Origin of the sequence: Acinetobacter schindleri, assembly GCF_010918895.1 — a bacterium.
Taxonomy (GTDB): domain Bacteria; phylum Pseudomonadota; class Gammaproteobacteria; order Pseudomonadales; family Moraxellaceae; genus Acinetobacter; species Acinetobacter schindleri.
In genome coordinates this window covers 1,142,184-1,162,212 of record NZ_CP044483.1, presented here as the reverse complement: position 1 = coordinate 1,162,212, position 20,029 = coordinate 1,142,184, and the positions used below count along the sequence as shown (strand labels likewise).

The window sequence follows — 20,029 nt, the reverse complement described above, 5'->3', positions numbered from 1 at the left end:
CAAATATTATGAACAGCTCGAAAGCGAAGGAAATCCTGCTCAATGCCTTTGATATGAACTGCGTAGGTCATATCAATCATGGCCTGTGGACTCATCCACGGGATGAATCGCATCGTTTTAATGAGCTGAGCTACTGGACCGATCTGGCAAAAATGTTAGAACAAGGATTGTTTGATGGTCTGTTTATTGCCGACATCACCGGGGTCTATGACGTCTACCAGAATGGCATTGATCTGACTCTAAGAGAATCGATTCAATTACCGAGTCATGATCCAAGCACCCTCGTGTCTGCCATGGCAGCCGTGACCGAGCATCTTGGTTTTGGCGTTACAGTCAATCTCAGCTATGAATCGCCTTATCAGTTCGCCCGTCGCTTCGCCAGTCTGGATCATCTGACCCATGGCCGTATCGGCTGGAATATTGTTACTGGTTATCTGGACAGTGCCCAGCGCCTGATTGGTGAAAATGGTCTGAAAGACCATGATCTACGCTATGAACAGGCCGAAGAATTTTTGCAGCTGTGCTACAAGTTCTGGGAAGGCTCTTGGGAAGATGATGCCGTGCTGAAAGACAAACAGCAGCGGATCTTTACCGATCCGGCCAAAGTGCATCAGGTTAATCATCAAGGTCAGTTCTACCGCAGTCAGGGCGTATTTCAGGTTTCCCCTTCTGTTCAACGTACTCCGGTATTGTTCCAGGCTGGTGCTTCACCGCGTGGTATGGCCTTTGCCACCCAGCATGCGGAAGGCATGTTTATTGGTGGTGATCATCCGGACAGAATCAAGAAACAGGTCCATCAGATCCGTCGCCAGGCCACTGAACAAGGACGTGATCCTGAAGCGATCAAAATTTTTGTTGGTATCACTGTGGTAACCGCAGAAACGGATGAAATGGCGCAGCAAAAGCTGGAAGAATATCGTTTTTATGCCAGCCCTGAAGCTGGCCTTGCACATTTCTCCAGTTCAGTCGGAATTGACCTGTCCACATTTGCCGATGATGAGCCAATTCCTTACCAGCAAACCAACAGCATTGCTTCAGTCAATAACAAGTTTAAAGAACAACAGCTTACACCAACTGATCTGAAAGCACAGCATGTACTGGGTGGGCGTTATCCACTGATCGTGGGCAGTGGTGCAACGGTGGCAGAAAAACTGATTCAGCTGGTCGATGAAACCGGGATAGATGGCTTCAACCTGACCCGTACGGTGGCTCCAGAATCGCATCTGGATTTTATCCATTTTGTTATTCCTGAATTACAGCAGCGCGGACGCTATAAGACTGAATATAAACAAGGCAGTTTCAGACACAAGCTATTCCAGCAAGGAGATCGCTTATCCAGCGCTCATCCAGTGCAGCAATTTCGATGTCAAAGCTCCGCCTCAACAGCGAACATAAACCTAAAGCAAAAACAATCAGCATAAATTTATTTTGAGGTGCAACATGGCACAAACCGCTAAAACAAAATTCACCATTATTGGGGTGATTATTGCCGTCGTCATTATCGGGCTGATGGTGTGGAACCAACAAAAAAAATCTGGTTCGGATGAACTGGTTATTGGTATCAGTCCGTCTTTTGCCAAACCTTTACAGGTGGCAGCAGAAGAAGCCAAACAGCAAGGTATCAATGTCAAACTGGTCGAATTCTCGGACTGGAATACACCAAATATCACTCTGAATCATGGCGATATTGATGCCAATTTCTTCCAGCATCAGCCGTTTTTGGATAATACCAAGAAAGAAACCGACTTTAAGATCAAAGCCTTTGCTAAAGGTGCAGCCACTCATGTTGGCCTATATTCCAAGAAAATCAAAAGCTTTGATGAGCTAAATGATGGCGCGAAAGTGGTCATTCCCAATGATCCTGTAAACCAGGGTCGAGCCCTACTGTTATTGCAACAGGCCAAACTGGTAACACTCAAAAATCCAAATAATCATTTATCTAGCCTGAAAGATCTTGCAGCAAATCCGAAGAATCTGCAGTTTGTTGAAGTTGAAGGTCCACAAACTGCACGTGCCATTGATGATGTCGATCTGGCATTTGGTTATCCGCATTACCTGCGACTGGCAAAAACAGTTGATCCTGAAAAAGCACTGTTATTTGACTCTAATAAGGACAACCGCTATGCAATTCTGTTTGCAGTACGTGAGGACTATCAGGACAAGAATGACAAGCTAAAGAGATTTGTCGACATCTATCAGAATTCACCTCGCGTAAAGAAAGCTCTTGATGCTGACTTTGGTGTGAAGCTCTGGTTCCCAGGTTGGAAATAAGGAAAATACTATGGTGAGTTTTGGTTCTCAGGTAGCGTTTTCCGTCCCACATATCAAAATCCGCAACCTGAATAAATATTATGAAGTTCAAGGCAAATCAGTTCAGGCATTGAAAAACATTAACCTGGATATTCCTGAAAGCAAGATTTTCGGAATTATCGGTAAAAGTGGCGCGGGAAAATCCTCGCTGCTACGTACCTTGAATGGTCTGGAACAGATCAGTGAAGGTCATATCCATATCCATCAACAAGATCTGGCTGGACTCTCACACGCTGAACTGATTCAACTGCGCCAGCGCATTGGCATGATCTTCCAGCATTTTAATTTGATGTCTGCCAAAACCGTCTGGGAAAATGTCGCTCTGCCGCTCAAAGTTGCAAACTATAAAAAGTCAGACATCGATGCACGCGTCAATGAAGTACTGCAACTGGTCGGTTTAAGCGAAAAGGCGCAGAGCTATCCTTCTCAACTCTCTGGTGGACAAAAACAGCGTGTCGGTATTGCCCGCGCGTTGGTGCATCATCCGGAAATTTTACTCTGTGATGAAGCCACTTCTGCACTAGATCCAGAAAGTACCTCAGTGGTGCTGTCTTTACTGAAAGAAATCAACCAGAAACTTGGCATTACCATTGTGCTGATTACGCATGAAATGCAGGTGATCCGTGAAATCTGCGATCAGGTAGTAGTGATTGATAAGGGTGAAATTGTCGAAGCGGGTGAAGTCTGGTCAGTATTTTCCAATCCTCAGCAGCAGATTACTCAGGAACTGCTGAATCTGGAACAACTGGAATTCCCATTTGCCATTAGTCCTGAAGTAACCGCGGATACCACGCATAGCATTGTCAAACTGCGCTATGCCTCCAGTGTTCAGCATTCACCAGATTTAAAGGTAATTTTTGAGCAGTTTGATCATCCGGTTCACCTCTATCAGAGTCATGTCGACAGTATCCAAAACCATCTGGTCGGCAGTCTGATTGTCGCGGTGGCTGACCTGAATCTGGATACCAACCTGCTCCAGCAAAAACTCAAACAACACATTGCACAAATTGAGGTGATTGGCTATGCACGACCAACTCATTGATTTATTACTGACGGGAACTACCGATACCTTAATCATGGTAGGCGTCTCTGCCATCGTTGCTTTTCTGATTGGGTTACCAATGGCGGTGGTTTTGGTCAGTACCTCGGAGCATGGCATTTATCCATCCAAACCAATTAATCAGGCTTTAGGCTGGATTGTAAATATCACCCGTTCTGTGCCTTTCCTGATTCTGATGGTCGCGCTGATTCCAATTACCCGCTGGATTGTCGGCACCAGTTATGGGGTCTGGGCCGCAGTTGTGCCTTTAACCTTGGCAGCTACCCCTTTCTTTGCCCGGATTGCTGAAGTCAGTTTACGTGAAGTGGATCAGGGACTGATCGAAGCTGCACAAGCCATTGGCTGTAACCGTAAGCAGATCATCTGGCATGTGTTATTGCCTGAAGCTTTACCAGGAATTGTGGCTGGCTTTACCGTGACCTTGGTGACCATGATCAACTCATCAGCCATTGCTGGTGCGATTGGTGCCGGCGGTTTAGGTGATATTGCATACCGTTATGGTTATCAGCGTTTTGATATGCAGATCATGCTGGCCGTGATTGTAGTACTGGTTATTCTGGTAATGCTGATTCAGACCGCTGGTGACACCCTGTCCAATCAGCTCGACAAACGCAAAATTTAAAAACCTCTCTTTTCATAAGTTTTCAACAAAGCCCTCAGCCATGACCTGACTTTGTCATGGCTTTCATGTAAAATCACTGGCAATTTTTATATAACGCTTTGTGAGTTATTTCATGGGTTTTAATTGTGGTATTGTAGGCCTGCCTAACGTTGGTAAATCTACGCTTTTCAATGCATTAACCAAAGCTGCAATTGCTGCGGAAAACTTCCCATTCTGTACGATTGAACCAAACACCGGTATCGTGCCTGTACCAGATCCACGCCTGGACAAACTTGCTGAAATCGTAAAACCACAACGCGTGATCCCGACAACTATGGAATTCGTGGACATCGCGGGCCTTGTCGCTGGTGCATCTAAAGGTGAAGGTCTGGGTAACCAGTTCCTGGCAAACATCCGTGAAACAGATGCGATTGCTCACGTGGTGCGTTGTTTCGAAGATGAAAACGTGATTCATGTGAACGGTAAAATCGATCCGCTTGATGACATCGCAACCATTAATACCGAGCTTGCATTGGCTGACCTGGAAACTGTGACTAAAGCTGTGACTCGTTTAGCGAAATCTGCAAAAGGTGGCGATAAAGAAGCGATCGCGACTAAAGCAGTTCTAGATAAGATTCTGCCTCTTTTAGATGAAGGCAAACCTGCTCGTGCTGCAACCTTAGATGATGACGAACGTAAACTGGTACGTGGTTTTGGTCTGTTAACGCTTAAACCAACCATGTATATCGCCAACGTGGCAGAAGACGGTTTTGAAAACAACCCGCATTTAGACGCTGTACGTGAACTGGCTACTGCTGAAAATGCAATCGTGGTTCCGCTTTGTAACCAGATCGAAGCTGAAATTTCATTGCTTGAAGATGAAGACCGTGCTGAATTCCTGGAAGCTATGGGCATGGAAGAACCAGGTCTGAACGTGGTGATTCGCGCAGGTTATTCACTGCTTGGTCTACAAACTTACTTTACTGCTGGCGTACAGGAAGTTCGTGCCTGGACAGTAAAAGTGGGTGCGACTGCCCCTCAAGCTGCGGGTGTAATCCACACTGACTTCGAAAAAGGCTTTATCCGTGCTGAATGTATTGCTTACGATGACTTCGTACAGTACAACGGCGAAGCTGGCGCCAAAGAAGCAGGTAAATGGCGTCTGGAAGGTAAAACTTATATCGTTCAGGACGGCGATGTTCTGCACTTCCGCTTCAACGTATAAGTTGAAGATAAAAATGCCTCGATAATTCGGGGCATTTTTTATGTATTTTAAAAAGGATTAATCAGCTGCTATTTCCGCATATGAGGTGTCTTGTTCCATTAGCAAGCGTTGCTTACGTGCTTCAAGTAACATTTTTGCTTCTAGTTCCTTGCGAAAGCCGAACAGGAAAATTAATTCCGCAAGAACAAATAAAGGTCCGATCGCCAGGCCAATCAGATCATCCATAAATGCCGGTTTTTTCTTTTCGTAGAAATGACCTACAAACTGGAATGCCCATCCAATGGCGAAAATTCCAACGCTGGTACTCAGCCAGGTTCCAGTATCCCACTGTGCCACATTATAGGCATAAGGATAAACAAACATAAAAATGAAGGCCATGATCAATGCAAAAAATACATCAATAGTTAAATAATAAAGAATTGAAACAATGAGAAGTCCCAAGGCAAGAGTCACCTCAAAGCCGGACATCATCAGTGATACACGTGCAGTAAGACAAATAATAGAAAAAACAATTAATGGGACCCCAATAAAATGTGTCATGACATTCTTACGGTCTAAATGATAAGCTGCATACTGGCTTAATAGTCGTTCTACTCTGGTCATATTATTCTTCCTTGACTGGCCATAGAATTTGACTATAGCGCAACAATAAAAGATAAGTTGTCAGCTGGACGACAACTCATAAAACTTGGAGCAATAAAGCGAGTGGAAGAAAAATATCTTGTTGAATTAGAAAAAAATTCCTGGTTCTCAAAATTACCTTCTCATTTCCAGAACGTCCTGCTGAAACATGCAGTTACCTTATCCGTTGATAAAGACCAGACCGTATTTTATTCAGGTGATGTTTTTGATGGAATTTATGCTGTATTAGAAGGTGCAATTGGTTTAGGTTCTATCAATATTGAGGGTAAAGAGGCAGTTTCTGCAATTGTAGAACCCATTGTCTGGTTTGGTGAAATCTCATTGGTGGATGAGCAGCCGCGTTCTCATCACGCCATCGCCTGCAAGAAATCCCTGCTCTTGCATATTCCCGCGCAATTTATTTATAAGCTGGTCGCTGAACACCCTGCATTCTGGTTTCACATCTCCCAGCTCATGAGCCAGAAATTACGTTATGTGTTTCTGGAATTATTTTCTATTCAGACCCAAACCATGCAACAACGCCTAGCGCAGCGTTTACTGTTTATTTTACAAGGCTATGGCAATCACCTGGTCATTAAAAACCGTACCATTCAGTTGTCGCAGGAACAATTGTCACAAATGCTGATGTGTTCCCGCCAGACTATTAATCAGGAACTCCAACAGCTGGAAAAAATGAATATCCTGAAAATTGCCTTTAAACAGATTGAAATTCTGGATGTGCAACGACTACATCAATTGACTGGCGTCCCGCTCCACTGATTCCGAACCAAGAAAATCAAAAAGGCTGAGCATATGACTCAGCCTTTTTGATACGAATAAAATATCGATCAGCTTGCGACACCCACCTGTTTCGGATCAGTATTGCCCAGTTGTGGATGAGCAATTGCACTTTCACACTGTTTTTTGTCACGTTCATAATCGGCTTGCTTCTGTGCCAGACTATTCCCATCTTCAAGTGTGGTACGTGCCCAGATTTCCAGACTGGTTAAAGCCTTACGACATAATGCATATTTTCCTTCAGTCACGGAATCAGTCATTTTCACATTAATGCGCCAATCCGTGCTCAACTTGCGTGCAGGCTGACGAACGCGTTTTTCAATCTGATCAATCTGCTTGTTGTAGACCAGCGGATCTACTTCATTCATAAATGTCCAAGCTTCATGGGCATAAGTGGTCGCATCATTGCTCAGTTTCGGGGCTGGCTTAATTTCCGGTGCTTGATTGCCTGAACCCTCATTTCCGCATGCCTGTAACAACAATGCTGTGCTGACTAAAGCAACACTCAATATATAACGTGTCTTGAACATGAACATTATCAGGCTCGCCATCTTAAACAATTCGGCACTATGCTATTAAATTCACGTACAATACTCAATTACCATTTGACCCCTTGTTCAACTCTCCCTCCAAGGTGTGCTGTGTCCGAACTGAATCAACACGCTGTAAAACCTGCCAGTTTTTGGCAAGGTGCCAAAGACAGCCAGGCGATTATTTTTACCTATTTGCCCGTTTCTTTTGCCTTTGGGGTTTCTGCGACCCAATTTGGCTTTACCGCATGGGAAGCATTATTCCTGTCCTGCTCCATGTATGCAGGTGCCAGTCAATTCCTGGTTGTTGCACTCTTAGGGAGTGGCACCTCCATTTGGATGACTGCATTAACCGTGATTGCTCTGGATATCCGTCATCTACTTTATGGCCCTGCGCTACAGAATTTGATTCAGGATCGGCTCAATTTGAAAAAAACCGCAGTCTGGGCTTGGGGACTCACAGATGAGGTATTTGCCTCTGGCATGATCAAACTGTCGCAACGGCGTCAGGAATGGTCTGAATCGTGGATGCTGGGGTTGAGTTTATTCAGCTGGCTGTCCTGGGCAACAGGTTCTTTTCTGGGTGGCTTATTTGCAGATCAGGTCAGCAACTTACCGCAATTTTTACAGGCAGCTTTAGACTTCCTGTTACCTGCGCTATTCCTAAGCTTCCTGCTGGCAGCCTTTGAGAAGAAACATACTTTTGTTGTCGCTGTGACGATTGTCGTATCAGCCATAGCCTGCTACATGATCGACCTGTCTGCTGCAATCTTTATCGGCATCAGTTCCGGTATTCTGGCAGGCCTGTTCAAGCACTATGTACTCAAACGTCCCGATCCTGAGCATATGGGAGAAGAACTATGAATTTAGAAATTATTCTGGTTGGTATTCTGGTCGGGATTGCCAATTTCGCTTCCCGTTTCGGACCTTTTTTTGTGATACAGAAATCGCAGCAAGGTTCGCAAAAGCGTGGTGCGCTGTGGTTGAAAATTGCCTTAGGTGCGATTGGAATTTCTGCAATTAGCTCAATGTTGGTCGTGGCGACACTACCACCTTTGCTGGAAACTCCCGATAAAAGTGTGGCGATGCTGGCTGGTTTTATTGTATTAACAGTGCTGTATTTCAAGTTTAAACGCATTGTGATGGCCACTTTGACGGCTGCCCTCACCTATGGCCTGATTTATACTTACCTGCCGATTCATTTTTAAAAAATGAATCAATGAATATAAGAGGCTTATGCTACGTTCCAGTATAAGCCTTTTTTTAATGATAATAAGAAAACTGGCATGTTTGAACCAGGACAAATACTTGAGCGGAAAATCTTTATCCATCAGCACTGGGCTGGAACTTTACAATATTCCCAAAACTGTTTCCCTGCCGGATTTCAAATGCTTTACTCAGTCTTTTTATTGGCTTGGTTCTTCCCTTTGCTGCTCCCTATCTTTATTAGCAACCCAATCAAACCATGAAACTCCTACCTTGGCTGAAATTAATTCCGGGCCAGCTTCTGAAAATGAAAAAACTCAATCCGCAAAATCATATTTATTATTTAGATCCTCAAATCGATCCAGTGGAAGTATCTTTCTGATTTCTTAATCTAAATTTTGCGAACTTTATAAATAAAATTGTTGGTCAATATCACAATTTTGTATGAAACTTGGCTTATCTCTGCAGAGAGTTCTGCTATGCTAAAAGCCCATAAAATCAAGCATGGATGATTTACATGAGCGTGACGATTGGTACCCCACTACAGGCTTCTGCCTTCAAGGTTTTATTACTGGGTTCAGGCGAACTGGGCAAGGAAGTGGTGATTTCCCTGCAACGGTTAGGTGTCGAGGTTCACGCAGCTGACCGCTATGACCATGCACCTGCCATGCAAGTTGCCCATCAGTCGCATACCCTGAATATGGCTAATCCATCAGAACTTAGACAGCTGATTGATCAGGTGAAACCAAATCTGATTGTCCCGGAAATTGAAGCGATTGCCACCCAGGTGCTGGTTGAAATTGAAGAGCAGAATATCGCAACGGTAATTCCATCCGCGAAAGCAGTGAATCTGACCATGAACCGTGAAGGCATCCGTCGTCTGGCTGCTGAAGAACTGGGCCTGCCAACATCTGCTTACCGTTTTGCCGATACTTTAGAATCTTTCCGTGCCGCTTGTGATGATATTGGTTATCCAAACTTTGTGAAGCCTGTGATGTCCTCTTCAGGCAAAGGTCAGTCTCGAGTCAAAAGCTTCGATGAAGTTGATGCTGCCTGGGAATATGCGCAAACGGGTGGTCGTGTAAATCAAGGTACCGTCATTGTTGAGTCACAGATTGATTTTGATTTTGAAATCACCCTGCTCACTGTTCGTGCCAAAAATCCGAGAACAGGTGAAATCGAAACCTCTTATTGCGACCCGATTGGTCACCGTCAGGATTCTGGGGACTATGTTGAAAGCTGGCAACCTCAGCCAATGACACCTGCTGCATTGGAAGAAGCCAAGCGAATTGCCAATAAAGTAACCGTTGCGCTCGGTGGTTGCGGTATTTTTGGGGTAGAACTCTTTGTCAAAGGCGACAAAGTATGGTTTAGTGAAGTGTCACCACGTCCACACGACACCGGCTTAGTCACTTTAGCTTCCCAGTTCCAAAGTGAATTTGAGTTGCATGCGCGTGCGATCCTGGGCCTTCCGGTAAATACCACTCGTCATAGCGTTGCAGCCAGTGCTGTGATTTACGCCGGTGTAGATGATCAGAATCTTTCTTATTCTGGTCTGGATCTTGCTTTAGCAGATGGCAACACAGACTTGCGCCTGTTTGGCAAGCCTGAAGGCTTCAAACGACGTCGTATGGGTGTAGCAACTGCACGTGCTGAAACAACAGATCAGGCACGTGAGCTTGCGCAACAGGTGGCTCAACAAGTCAGTGTCAACCAAAACTAAGCTGAAAAACGAAACGGACGACTGTTCATGATCAATACCCTGCCATTGCTGAATTACACCAAAAGTAACCATGACATTAAAGCCATTAACGAATGGCGCAGTGATGTCGAGCACCAGCTGCAGGAATGTTTTGAAAATGGCGAGTCGATCCGTGACATTATTCTGACCCGATCAAATCTGATTGATGAAGCGCTACAGTTCCTGTGGAAGCATGCTGAACTCGATCAGACTGATCTGGGGCTATTTGCTGTCGGTGGCTACGGTCGCCGCGAAATGCTGCCCTATTCTGATGTCGATATCATGATCCTGTCAGAAGATGAAATTACGTCTGAACAGGAACAGTTGATTTCGACCTTTATTTCATCCTTATGGGATGTCGGCAATTTCAAGCCAGGTATTAGCGTCCGTACCATTAGTGAATGTGTCAATCAGGCCAGCAGTGACCTGACTGTAGCCACGACCCTGATTGAGTCCCGTCTGATTACCGGTAATGAAAGCCTGGCCAAATGGCCACGTCGTATCGTGTCTCAATCCTGGACCGACAAGACCTTTTTTGATGCCAAAATGGAAGAGCAGCATAAACGCTATGCTCAACATAACAATACCGAAAGTAATCTCGAACCGGACATTAAAAATGCCCCAGGTGGTATTCGTGATATTAACCAGATCGGCTGGATTGCCAAACGTCATTTCCGCGTAAACCGTATTTATGATCTGGTACATCTTGGTTTTATTTCAGAATTTGAACTGGCTGTTTTAGAAGAAGCCGAAAGTTTCCTCTGGGAAATCCGTCATCATCTGCATCGCATCACCAAACGTGATGAAAACCGCCTGTTATTCGACTATCAGCGTGATATCGCCGCGAAGTTCGGCTATGTACGCGAAGAAGGCCAACCGCAGAACTATCCGATTGAACAATTTATGAAGCGCTATTACCGCAATGCCCAGCAGGTATCAACGCTGAATGAAATGCTGTTAGCTTATTTCAATGAATCGGTCATTACTCCGCGTCTGCCAAACTATGAGCGTAATATCGAAGAAATTAACCAGAACTTTAAACTGGTTGATGGCAAACTTGCGGTACAGCACCATAAAACTTTCTCGGAAAATCCAAGCGCGATTCTGGAAATCTTTTATCTTCTGGCAAATCGTCCGGAGATTGAAGGCATCCGTGCCCGTACCTTGCGTCTTTTAACGCTCGCAGCAAAACGGATTGATCAGGATTATCGCAATAATCCCGTTCATCAAGCGCTGTTCATGGCGATTATCCGTTCACCACATCGTTTATATGAAACCTTGGTAGCAATGAAACGCTACGGCGTATTGGGGAATTATATTCCGGCCTTTGGCCAGATTATGGGGCTGATGCAGTATGACCTGTTCCATATCTATACTGTAGATGCGCATACCCTATTGCTATTACGTAACCTGAACCGCTTTAAGGAACCAGAATTCGCCAAGGAATTTCCGGTAGTCAGTTCGGTGTTTCAGCGTCTGGCCCGTCGTGACATCGTCTATCTGGCTGCCCTGTTCCATGACATTGCCAAAGGTCGTGGCGGTGACCATAGCGAACTCGGTGCCACAGATGCGATTGCATTCTGCCGCACGCATGGCTTTACCGAGCGTGAATGCAATCTGGTTGCATGGCTGATTCAGAATCACCTCATCATGTCAGTGACTTCACAGAAAAAAGATATTTCTGATCCGGATGTGGTCCGTGAATTTGCAGAAAAAATGGGTGATATGGAGCATCTGGACTATCTGTATACCCTGACTGTTGCCGACATTAATGCCACCAATCCAAAACTGTGGAATACCTGGCGTGCATCTTTAATGCGTCAGCTATATACGCATGCGCGTGATGTGATCCGTTCTGGTCTGGGTCGTCCGGTGGATTATCAAATGCTGATTGAAGACACCAAGTTTGCTGCCAGCGAACTACTGGTACAGGACTTCTCTTTGTATGATGTAGAAACCATCTGGCAGGAGCTGGGTGATGACTACTTCCTGAAAGAATCGCCAGATGAAATCGCCTGGCATACCCGTGCTATCTTACAGCATGGTGATAATTCTGAACCGCTGGTGCTGATGCGCCCGCATCGTAAATATGCGCAAGATGCAGTGCAGATCTTTATTTATACACAAGATAAACCAAATCTGTTTGCCACCACAGTGGCCGTTCTGGACCGCATGGACCTGGATGTACAGGATGCAAGAATTATCACAGCAACCAAGGCGTTCAGCCTGGACACGTATGTCGTGCTTGACCGTTTCGGTACACTGCTTACCGATCCGGAACGCGAGCTGAAAGTGATTGATGCACTTAAAGATGCTTTAAGTCATTCCGATAAATACCCAGGCCTGATGCAGCGCCGTATTCCACGTCAGCTCCGTCATTTTGATATTGAAAATACGGTAGATATCAGCCTGAACCCTGTTTTGAACCAGAATATGGTGGAAATTGCCACGCTCGACCAACCGGGTCTACTTGCCAAAGTAGGCGGATTATTTATGATGCGTGGTCTGGATATCCATTCTGCTAAAATTGCCACACTTGGCGAACGTGCCGAAGACATTTTCTTTGTCACCAAAAAAGATGGCATGCCGTTGAACCCTGAAGAATCTTCTGAATTTTCCTGTGCTTTAAAAGCAGCACTGGATGAAGCCTCTAATCAGGTCAACAGTCAACACTCACATTAAAACGCGGTAACTTATTCATGAACTCTAGCTTGTCTTTATTGCATCCTTATCCATTTGAAAAGTTGAATAAACTTTTTGCGGATATTAAGCCTGCGAATATGCCACTCATTCCCCTATCGATTGGGGAACCAAAGCATCCAGCTCCTGAGTTCGTGAAACAGGCGATTATTGATAATTTTCAGCATCTTTCGACTTATCCAAACTCGAAAGGTTTACCTGAACTGCGTACCAGTATCGCCAACTGGCTGACTCGCCGTTTTAAACTGAATAGCATTAGCGCAGACAGCAATATCTTGCCAGTATCGGGTACCCGTGAAGCAATCTTCTCTTTTGTACAGGCCCTGATTAATCGTGAAGATGCACCTTATGTGGTGATGCCAAATCCTTTTTATCAGATTTATGAAGGTGCAACGCTACTTGCAGGTGCAAAACCCTACTTTATCAACTGCAATGAGGAAAATAATTATCTTGGTGATTTTGATACAGTCCCTGCTGAAGTCTGGGAAAGAACCGCACTTCTATTTGTCTGTACACCGGGTAACCCGACAGGTGCAGTCCTGTCTAAAGAACAGTTTAAAAAGCTAATTGTACTTTCTGATAAATATGATTTTGTGATTGCTTCAGATGAATGCTACTCAGAGCTATGGTTTGATGAAGCACCGGTTGGCTTACTGGAAGTCTGTGCAGAAATCGGTCGTGATGACTACAAAAACTGCGTAGTATTCCATTCGCTCTCTAAACGCTCGAATCTTCCAGGCATGCGTTCAGGTTTTGTTGCGGGTGATGCGGATTTGCTTAAACCTTATCTGCAATATCGTACTTACCACGGTGCAGCGATGCCGGTTCAACATCAGCTGGCTTCAATTGCTGCCTGGGATGATGAAGCACATGTTGAAGAAAACCGCGTACAGTACCGTGCCAAGTTTGATCTGTTCCAGAAAGAGCTTGGTCACTTGTTGCCACTAAAAAAACCGGATGCGGGTTTCTACTACTGGTTGAAAGTAGACAATGACGAAGAATTTGCCAAATGCTTAATGGAACAGGCGCATATCAAAGTACTTCCTGGTCGCTACCTGTCTCGTGATACTGAGCAAGGCAATCCAGGTGAAAACCATGTACGTCTGGCATTGGTGGCTGATCTGGCACAATGTGAGCAAGTCATTGAGCGATTAAAAGCCATTCTTTAACCTAAAATTTTTAATAAAAATCCACTATATTTATAGTGGATTTTTTATTTCAATCTTATATTCCAGAATATACACCAGATTGTGGTCTACACCCTTAATCGGCTCCAGCTTGGCAGCCAGTACCGCTTCTTTAACTTTAGCATCGACAACTCTCAAGCCAGAACTCTGAATGATCTCAACGTCGGTAATCCGCCCTGTATTGGCAATGACCGTCATTTGCACGATTACTGTCTTGGCACGTTGCAGTTCTGCATCATTAAATCTCAGATACGGTGCTTTTAGCCAGCTGACTTCATAGCCCTGCTTCGCCAGCAAATGTGGCGGAACAGCATTTTTGACAGTAGGCGGCTGATAAGCTGGAACAGGCTGCTTCAGCCTTTTTAGTAATTGCTGGGTTTTTTCATCCTGTGCATAAGCAGGAGCTAAAAACAGCCCGATACATGTGCTAAATAGCAGGCTCTGAACGAGAATTCTGGATGGCATGGCAATGACTTGAAGAGAATAAAGGCGGCCAATAACCGCCCTGAATAAGCGTCTTATAGCGCTTTTTCAATCTCAGCTTCCAGGTCTTCAGGCTTGGTGGTTGGCGCAAAACGGTTCAGTACCTTGCCATCACGCCCAATCAGGAACTTGGTAAAGTTCCATTTAATACCATTACCCAGAATCCCTTTAGAATTATTGGTCAGATAACGGAAAATTGCATGTGCTTCAGGACCTTTGACATCGATCTTGGAGAACATCGCAAATGTCACCCCATAGTTCTTCTGGCAATATGCACCAATTTGCTCATTACTGCCTGGATCCTGTCCGCCAAACTGGTTACAGGGAAAGCCTAAAACTTCCAGGCCACGATCTTTATATTTCTCGTAAAGTTTTTCCAGGCCGGCGAACTGCGGTGTGAAACCGCATTTACTTGCGGTATTCACAATTAACAGTACCTTTCCTTCATAGTCTGCAAATTGTTTGGTTTTTCCATCTAACAATTCAGCTTCAAACTGATATATGCTGGTCATGGATAAGTTTCCTCATCATTCTTTTCTTGTGTTTTTAATTCTAATGAAGCGGAGTTCACACAATAACGTAAGCCTGTTGGCTGAGGTCCATCAGTGAAAACATGCCCTAAATGTGCATCACAGTGATGGCAAACAATTTCTGTTCTGACCATACCATGAGATGTGTCTAAATGCTCTTCAATTGCAGAGCCGTTGATCGCCTTATAAAAGCTTGGCCAGCCACAGCCACTGTCATATTTGGTTTCTGAGGTAAATAAAGGTTCACCACAACAACGGCATACATAAGTACCATCTTGTTTCGTATTCCAGTATTTACCGGTAAATGCTGGCTCCGTCCCTTTTTGACGTGTAATACGGAACTCTTCAGGTGATAACTCTCTTTGCCATTCTCTGTCTGATTTACTGAGTTTTCCCATGATGACGGTCCTTTCTATCTTGCTATTTTAAATAGGATAATTCTATATTTACGTCATTCATTTTAAAAATTCTAGTGTTTGTTTAACATTTTACAAAAGACATATAATTCCCAAAAAAGCAAAAAGTAAGCAAATAAACAAAATAAAAGTAAGCATTTCGTTCATTAAATGCTTTTTTGTAAGCAATTTTAGTGGTAGGCTTGGTACTAAATTTGCTCAGGATTAAATAATGTCGCAAAAAAAAAGCGTAATTTTTAAAAACCTATTGCCGGTGATTAAACAATATCAACAGCTTGGATTTACGCATGAAAAAATTGTTGCATTACTCCGAGATGAGCACGATCTCGATCTAGTCACCACTGAGACATTTAAAAGCTATTTATATCGTTATGCAAAAGTGACCTCCACTCTTTCAGAGAACATCAAAATGCCGAACACTTTCCAAAAATCTCGCGAAATCAAAAAATCGTCTAAACTCGAGCATGTATGCTACGACATTCGCGGACCAGTGTTACGAGCGGCCAACGAGATGGAGGAAGCCGGACATAAGATCATCAAGCTAAATATCGGCAACCCTGCTCCATTTGGTTTTGAAGCACCCCAAGAAATTATCAATGATGTGGCACTCAACCTGCCAAATGCGATTGGATATACCGACTCAAAAGGTATTTTCCCGGCACGTAAGGCCATTTGTCAGTACTATCAGCAAAAAGGCATTCTGGATATGCACGTCAATGATGTGTATGTGGGTAACGGCGTGTCCGAGCTGATTGTAATGGCAATGCAAGGCTTGCTGGATGACGGCGATGAAATGCTGATTCCAATGCCTGATTATCCGTTGTGGACTGCGGCAGTGAACCTGTCTGGCGGTACTGCGATTCACTATAAATGTGATGAAGAAAATTACTGGTATCCAGACATCGCAGATATGGAAAGCAAGATCACACCAAATACCCGCGGTATCGTGATCATTAACCCGAATAACCCGACAGGCTCAGTTTATCCACGTCACGTATTACAGCAAATCGTGGATCTGGCGAAAAAGCACGACCTGATTTTGTTTGCTGACGAAATTTATGACAAGATCGTTTATGACGGTATTGAGCATGTTGCCGTTGCATCACTTGCCGGTGATCAGCTATGTATCTCTTTCAATGGCCTATCTAAAGCTTACCGTATTGCAGGTTACCGTTCTGGCTGGATGGCTATTACGGGTGATAAGTCTCGTGCAGCAGATTACATCGAAGGTCTGGATATGCTGGCATCGATGCGCCTTTGTGCCAACCATCAGGCGCAATATGCAATTCAGACTGCTCTCGGGGGTTACCAGTCAATTAATGACCTGATCCGCCCAGGTGGTCGCCTGTATGAGCAGCGCAATATTGCCTGGGAAATGCTGAATGAAATTCCTGGTGTCACTTGTGTGAAACCAGAAGGTGCAATGTACTGCTTCCCTCGTCTAGATCCGGAAATTTACCCGATTGAAGATGATGAAAAACTGATGCTGGATCTGCTGCGTGCCGAGAAAGTATTGCTGGTTCAAGGTACAGGCTTTAACTGGCCAACTCCGGATCATTTCCGTGTGGTATTTCTGCCAGCAGAAAATGAACTGCGTGAAGCCATTAACCGTTTGAGCCGTTTCCTGGCAAAAATTCGTTAATAGCACCGATAAAAAAACCGCGTTTAATAACGCGGTTTTTTTATAATTAATTTGCTTTTAAATCTTTTAGTGGATTACCAAATTGTTTCAGATATTCAATCCCTAATTGACGTGAACCCTGATCATTAATATGGTTATCATCTTTTAGGCGATATAAAGGCACATCATTCACGATGATCTTACATACCTGCTGATCACAGATCACTTTGGTCGGATCAATGATTTTCAAATCAAGGTATTTCAGTTTGGCTTCAGCCAATATTTGGTTAAATGGTTCTAAATGGGTTTCGTAACTCCTTCTGGAAACCGTACATTGTGCATGTCGATTTAGAATTTCATTACGGATATTACAGTCTGAAGGTATCCCATCCCAATCCAATCGTGGTACATCGTTCAGTATTACCACTTGATCACTCGCTTTGTGGGCAATTTCTAGCGCTTTCATCAAGCCGGCTTTAAAGATTTCATTATTACGCTGATGAATCCCATCTTTAAGTTTCACCTCATCTCCAAAATATGGCGCATAAGAACCGGCTAAAATAATCATTGGATAATGGGTTTTAGACAGATGTTCGGTAAGAGCATTATTACGTTGCTGAAACTTAATGAGTTCTTCCCAACGTCCGAGCTTTAACTCAGAACGCTGCACGCCAGGCAAATAAAAAGTTGAACTCTGGGTAATATCATAACCACGTAAATTGGCATCTTTGGCCCATTCATCCAGCATTGCCGTATAGGCATTGGCATGTGAATCACCGATCAACAAGAAATCAATATCATCCTTCGTGTGCCCTAATATACAATCTTTGGGATCAGGTAAGGTTTTCGGATTCGTATCCATACACTGGCTACGAATCACATGCGCATAAGCCTGCAATGCTTCCTGCTTGACATATACGGAGGGTGGAAACCGATCAGGAAAACCTTCATTAGTTTTAATGATCTGGGCAATCACAATAAAGATAATCGCAGGAATTAAAAATCCGAGAAGAATCACCTTGTAATTGGCAGCCATTACAAAGCGTTTTAGGGGTTTTTCTGCCAGCTGATAGGTAAGAAATGCCAAAAGCACTGACAGCAGGAGAATGATGATCTGATTTTCTGTATTGAGTGGCAGCATATAAATGTCAAATAACATGATAATCGGCCAGTGCCATAAATACAGCGGATATGAAATTTTTCCGATCCAGGTGCTCAGCTGATTACTGAGCAGCAGATTGGTTACGGATACAGATTGGCCCAGATAAATAATTACTGCTGTTGCCAGACACGGAATCAGCGCCATAAGACCGGGAAATGGTGTCTGTTGATCAAAATAAATCGCTGCTGCAAATAAAACAAGAACCCCAAGCCACACCAGAATTTGTAATAATTTTTTAGGGAGTTTTGGTCGTGGCAAACAGGTAATCAATGCGCCAATCAGTAACTCAAAAGCCCGGACCGGCATGCTGTAATAGGCCTTGGTTGGATTTTGCGTGAGTTGGTACTGGGCATAAACCAGTAGAACAATAATCAATGTACTGATCATCAACCAGAGATATTTGCGTGATGCTCTGGCAAGAAATAGCCATAATATTAAAGGCCAGAAAATATAGAACTGTTCTTCCACCCCCAATGACCATAAGTGCAATAGCGGTACATTTTCCACGCTCGGGCTAAAGTAATCCCCCACTTCATTGCGCATATAGAGGTTTGCAATGAGCACCGTGGCATACATGACACTCTTAAAGTATTCAGTCAGTTCACCCGGCAGCATCACCTGCCAGGCAATCAGGCTAACCACAGCGAGTACGGTAAAATACGCTGGTGCCAAACGAACTACACGTTTTTTATAGAATCGTGCAATTGAAAATTGTTGGGCCTGAATATCGCGTGTGAGAATAATGGTGATCAGATAACCTGAAATTACAAAGAAGATATCTACACCAATATAGCCACCAGAAAATAGTGACCAGCCTAAATGATTGAAAATAACCAGAGATACCGCAATAGCACGTAGGCCATCGATATCTGGTCTGTAGGCAATACTCATAAAAACAGGAAAAGCGGGAGATAAGCTATTTTATGCCTTTCCAATTTCAGAATAAATTTTTTTATATTTATCTTACATTATGGCGTTTATTCTAATTCCTCAGCTTTCAAGTAAGGATAAGGATTCGTTGCGCCCTGCCCACTAAAATAAATTCCATAATGCAAATGTGGTGGTGTGGTTTTAGCATTACCGGTGTTGCCCACATAGGCAATGACTTCGCCAGCTTCCACCCAGTCACCTTCCTGAATATGCTCAGCATAATCCTCCAGATGTGCATAATAATGCTGGCTCAGCTCCGGCCCTGTTACCCAGATCACTTTACCACCGAGATTATTTGTTCCAATATTTCTGATGATACCCTGGGTTGCACTCAGCACAGGTGTACCTCGTTTGGCAAAGATATCTATTCCTTCATGCTTACGGCCTGCACTTCGTGAAGCACCCCAAGTATCATTGAGCTGTCTTTGCGTCACACCTTCGACTGGAATGGTTAAAGGTTGTGATAAAGTTTCTTTTCTCAATTGCCAATACAGATAAGGACTTTTCCAGCCCGCTGACTCACCAGAAGGTGGTGGCTGACAGCCACTCAGAAGTATTAATATAGTAATCAGTAACAAGGAAGCGCTTAAATTCGGCACTGCAATTTCTCATTCATTCTTCTTAAAATAATCTTATTCAATTCAATCTGATTACACGTGCTGTTCTTGTAATTTTTATTGATGATTCCTTTGAATATTATTTTCTCTTCTAAACAGCAAAAACCCTCTTATAGAGGGTTTTGTCATTGATTATCACCGATTCACAATCATGGACTATTTACGTTTTTTCGCCCGTGATGGTTTAGATTTTTGAGGTTGCTGCTGTTGCTGCTGTTGATCCTCATCCTGCATGGAATCCTTTTTGTCCTTTTGCTGAACCTGCTTATGTTTTGCCTGAGATCTAGCCAT

The 20,029-nt window shown here is 43.9% G+C and carries 21 protein-coding genes; 13 read left to right on the top strand and 8 right to left on the bottom strand.

Annotation, left to right across the window (positions count from 1 at the left end; genetic code table 11):
- Positions 1–8 precede the first annotated feature (8 nt).
- From FSC11_RS05660 to ychF, 5 genes are all read left to right on the top strand, one after another.
- Entirely contained in the window at positions 9–1,421 is a 1,413-nt protein-coding gene (locus tag FSC11_RS05660) for an LLM class flavin-dependent oxidoreductase (protein WP_163167724.1), read from the top strand.
- Positions 1,422–1,440: 19 nt separating this feature from the next.
- Complete coding sequence (locus FSC11_RS05655) at positions 1,441–2,271, top strand: MetQ/NlpA family ABC transporter substrate-binding protein (protein ID WP_163165661.1); 831 nt, start codon at positions 1,441–1,443, stop codon at positions 2,269–2,271.
- A 10-nt stretch (positions 2,272–2,281) separates the two neighbouring features.
- Positions 2,282–3,352 (top strand): methionine ABC transporter ATP-binding protein, encoded by a 1,071-nt coding sequence (locus tag FSC11_RS05650; protein ID WP_163165659.1) that lies wholly within the window; start codon positions 2,282–2,284, stop codon positions 3,350–3,352.
- Positions 3,333–3,992, top strand: coding sequence for a methionine ABC transporter permease (locus FSC11_RS05645; RefSeq protein ID WP_005222624.1), 660 nt, complete (start codon positions 3,333–3,335; stop codon positions 3,990–3,992). The genes FSC11_RS05650 and FSC11_RS05645 overlap by 20 nt, the downstream gene beginning before the upstream one ends.
- Before the next feature lie 112 nt (positions 3,993–4,104).
- A complete protein-coding gene (gene ychF, locus FSC11_RS05640) occupies positions 4,105–5,196 on the top strand; it encodes a redox-regulated ATPase YchF (RefSeq protein ID WP_163165657.1) in 1,092 nt (363 codons plus the stop codon).
- 57 nt (positions 5,197–5,253) lie between these two features.
- On the opposite strand, the gene FSC11_RS05635 is transcribed toward ychF, so the two are convergent.
- Complete coding sequence (locus FSC11_RS05635; RefSeq protein WP_163165655.1) at positions 5,254–5,799, bottom strand: Mpo1 family 2-hydroxy fatty acid dioxygenase; 546 nt, start codon at positions 5,797–5,799, stop codon at positions 5,254–5,256.
- 102 nt (positions 5,800–5,901) lie between these two features.
- Between FSC11_RS05635 and FSC11_RS05630 the strand changes: the two genes are divergently transcribed.
- Positions 5,902–6,597 carry a Crp/Fnr family transcriptional regulator gene (locus tag FSC11_RS05630; protein WP_163165653.1) on the top strand — a complete coding sequence of 232 codons (696 nt, stop codon included), beginning with the start codon at positions 5,902–5,904 and terminating at the stop codon, positions 6,595–6,597.
- A gap of 68 nt (positions 6,598–6,665) precedes the next feature.
- Here FSC11_RS05630 and FSC11_RS05625 read toward each other — a convergent pair whose 3' ends face one another.
- Complete coding sequence (locus FSC11_RS05625) at positions 6,666–7,151, bottom strand: hypothetical protein (RefSeq protein WP_004892643.1); 486 nt, start codon at positions 7,149–7,151, stop codon at positions 6,666–6,668.
- A gap of 105 nt (positions 7,152–7,256) precedes the next feature.
- Here FSC11_RS05625 and FSC11_RS05620 point away from each other — a divergent pair, with 105 nt between their 5' ends.
- The 6 genes from FSC11_RS05620 to dapC all read left to right on the top strand — a co-directional run bounded on the left by FSC11_RS05620 (position 7,257) and on the right by dapC (position 13,961).
- Entirely contained in the window at positions 7,257–8,009 is a 753-nt protein-coding gene (locus FSC11_RS05620) for an AzlC family ABC transporter permease (RefSeq protein WP_103799883.1), read from the top strand.
- Complete coding sequence (gene ygaH / locus FSC11_RS05615; RefSeq protein WP_005222633.1) at positions 8,006–8,353, top strand: L-valine transporter subunit YgaH; 348 nt, start codon at positions 8,006–8,008, stop codon at positions 8,351–8,353. Before FSC11_RS05620 ends, ygaH begins: the two co-directional genes overlap by 4 nt.
- A gap of 100 nt (positions 8,354–8,453) precedes the next feature.
- Positions 8,454–8,741 carry a hypothetical protein gene (locus tag FSC11_RS05610; protein WP_163165651.1) on the top strand — a complete coding sequence of 96 codons (288 nt, stop codon included), beginning with the start codon at positions 8,454–8,456 and terminating at the stop codon, positions 8,739–8,741.
- A gap of 118 nt (positions 8,742–8,859) precedes the next feature.
- A complete protein-coding gene (gene purT, locus FSC11_RS05605; RefSeq protein WP_171521703.1) occupies positions 8,860–10,074 on the top strand; it encodes a formate-dependent phosphoribosylglycinamide formyltransferase in 1,215 nt (404 codons plus the stop codon).
- A gap of 27 nt (positions 10,075–10,101) precedes the next feature.
- Positions 10,102–12,774, top strand: a complete 2,673-nt coding sequence (gene glnD, locus FSC11_RS05600; protein ID WP_163165647.1) for a [protein-PII] uridylyltransferase — start codon at positions 10,102–10,104, stop codon at positions 12,772–12,774.
- Between the two features lie 17 nt (positions 12,775–12,791).
- Positions 12,792–13,961: a succinyldiaminopimelate transaminase gene (gene dapC, locus FSC11_RS05595; RefSeq protein ID WP_163165645.1), complete on the top strand. Its 1,170-nt coding sequence runs from the start codon at positions 12,792–12,794 to the stop codon at positions 13,959–13,961.
- Between the two features lie 30 nt (positions 13,962–13,991).
- Here the strand turns inward: dapC and FSC11_RS05590 are convergent, their stop codons facing one another.
- The 3 genes from FSC11_RS05590 to msrB are packed head-to-tail and all read right to left on the bottom strand — an operon-like array spanning position 13,992 to position 15,390.
- On the bottom strand, positions 13,992–14,444 hold the full coding sequence (locus FSC11_RS05590; RefSeq protein ID WP_163165643.1) for an energy transducer TonB family protein: 453 nt from the start codon (positions 14,442–14,444) through the stop codon (positions 13,992–13,994).
- Positions 14,445–14,497: 53 nt separating this feature from the next.
- Positions 14,498–14,974 carry a glutathione peroxidase gene (locus FSC11_RS05585; protein ID WP_163165641.1) on the bottom strand — a complete coding sequence of 159 codons (477 nt, stop codon included), beginning with the start codon at positions 14,972–14,974 and terminating at the stop codon, positions 14,498–14,500.
- Positions 14,971–15,390, bottom strand: coding sequence for a peptide-methionine (R)-S-oxide reductase MsrB (gene msrB, locus FSC11_RS05580; protein WP_004815441.1), 420 nt, complete (start codon positions 15,388–15,390; stop codon positions 14,971–14,973). The genes FSC11_RS05585 and msrB overlap by 4 nt, the downstream gene beginning before the upstream one ends.
- A gap of 229 nt (positions 15,391–15,619) precedes the next feature.
- Between msrB and FSC11_RS05575 the strand changes: the two genes are divergently transcribed.
- Positions 15,620–17,050, top strand: coding sequence for a pyridoxal phosphate-dependent aminotransferase (locus FSC11_RS05575; RefSeq protein WP_071320667.1), 1,431 nt, complete (start codon positions 15,620–15,622; stop codon positions 17,048–17,050).
- A 46-nt stretch (positions 17,051–17,096) separates the two neighbouring features.
- On the opposite strand, the gene FSC11_RS05570 is transcribed toward FSC11_RS05575, so the two are convergent.
- The 3 genes from FSC11_RS05570 to FSC11_RS16400 form a co-directional block, all read right to left on the bottom strand.
- Positions 17,097–19,082: an acyltransferase family protein gene (locus FSC11_RS05570; RefSeq protein WP_163165639.1), complete on the bottom strand. Its 1,986-nt coding sequence runs from the start codon at positions 19,080–19,082 to the stop codon at positions 17,097–17,099.
- Between the two features lie 86 nt (positions 19,083–19,168).
- Entirely contained in the window at positions 19,169–19,720 is a 552-nt protein-coding gene (locus tag FSC11_RS05565) for a M23 family metallopeptidase (RefSeq protein ID WP_163165637.1), read from the bottom strand.
- A 174-nt stretch (positions 19,721–19,894) separates the two neighbouring features.
- On the bottom strand, positions 19,895–20,029 hold the full coding sequence (locus tag FSC11_RS16400) for a hypothetical protein (RefSeq protein ID WP_004892608.1): 135 nt from the start codon (positions 20,027–20,029) through the stop codon (positions 19,895–19,897).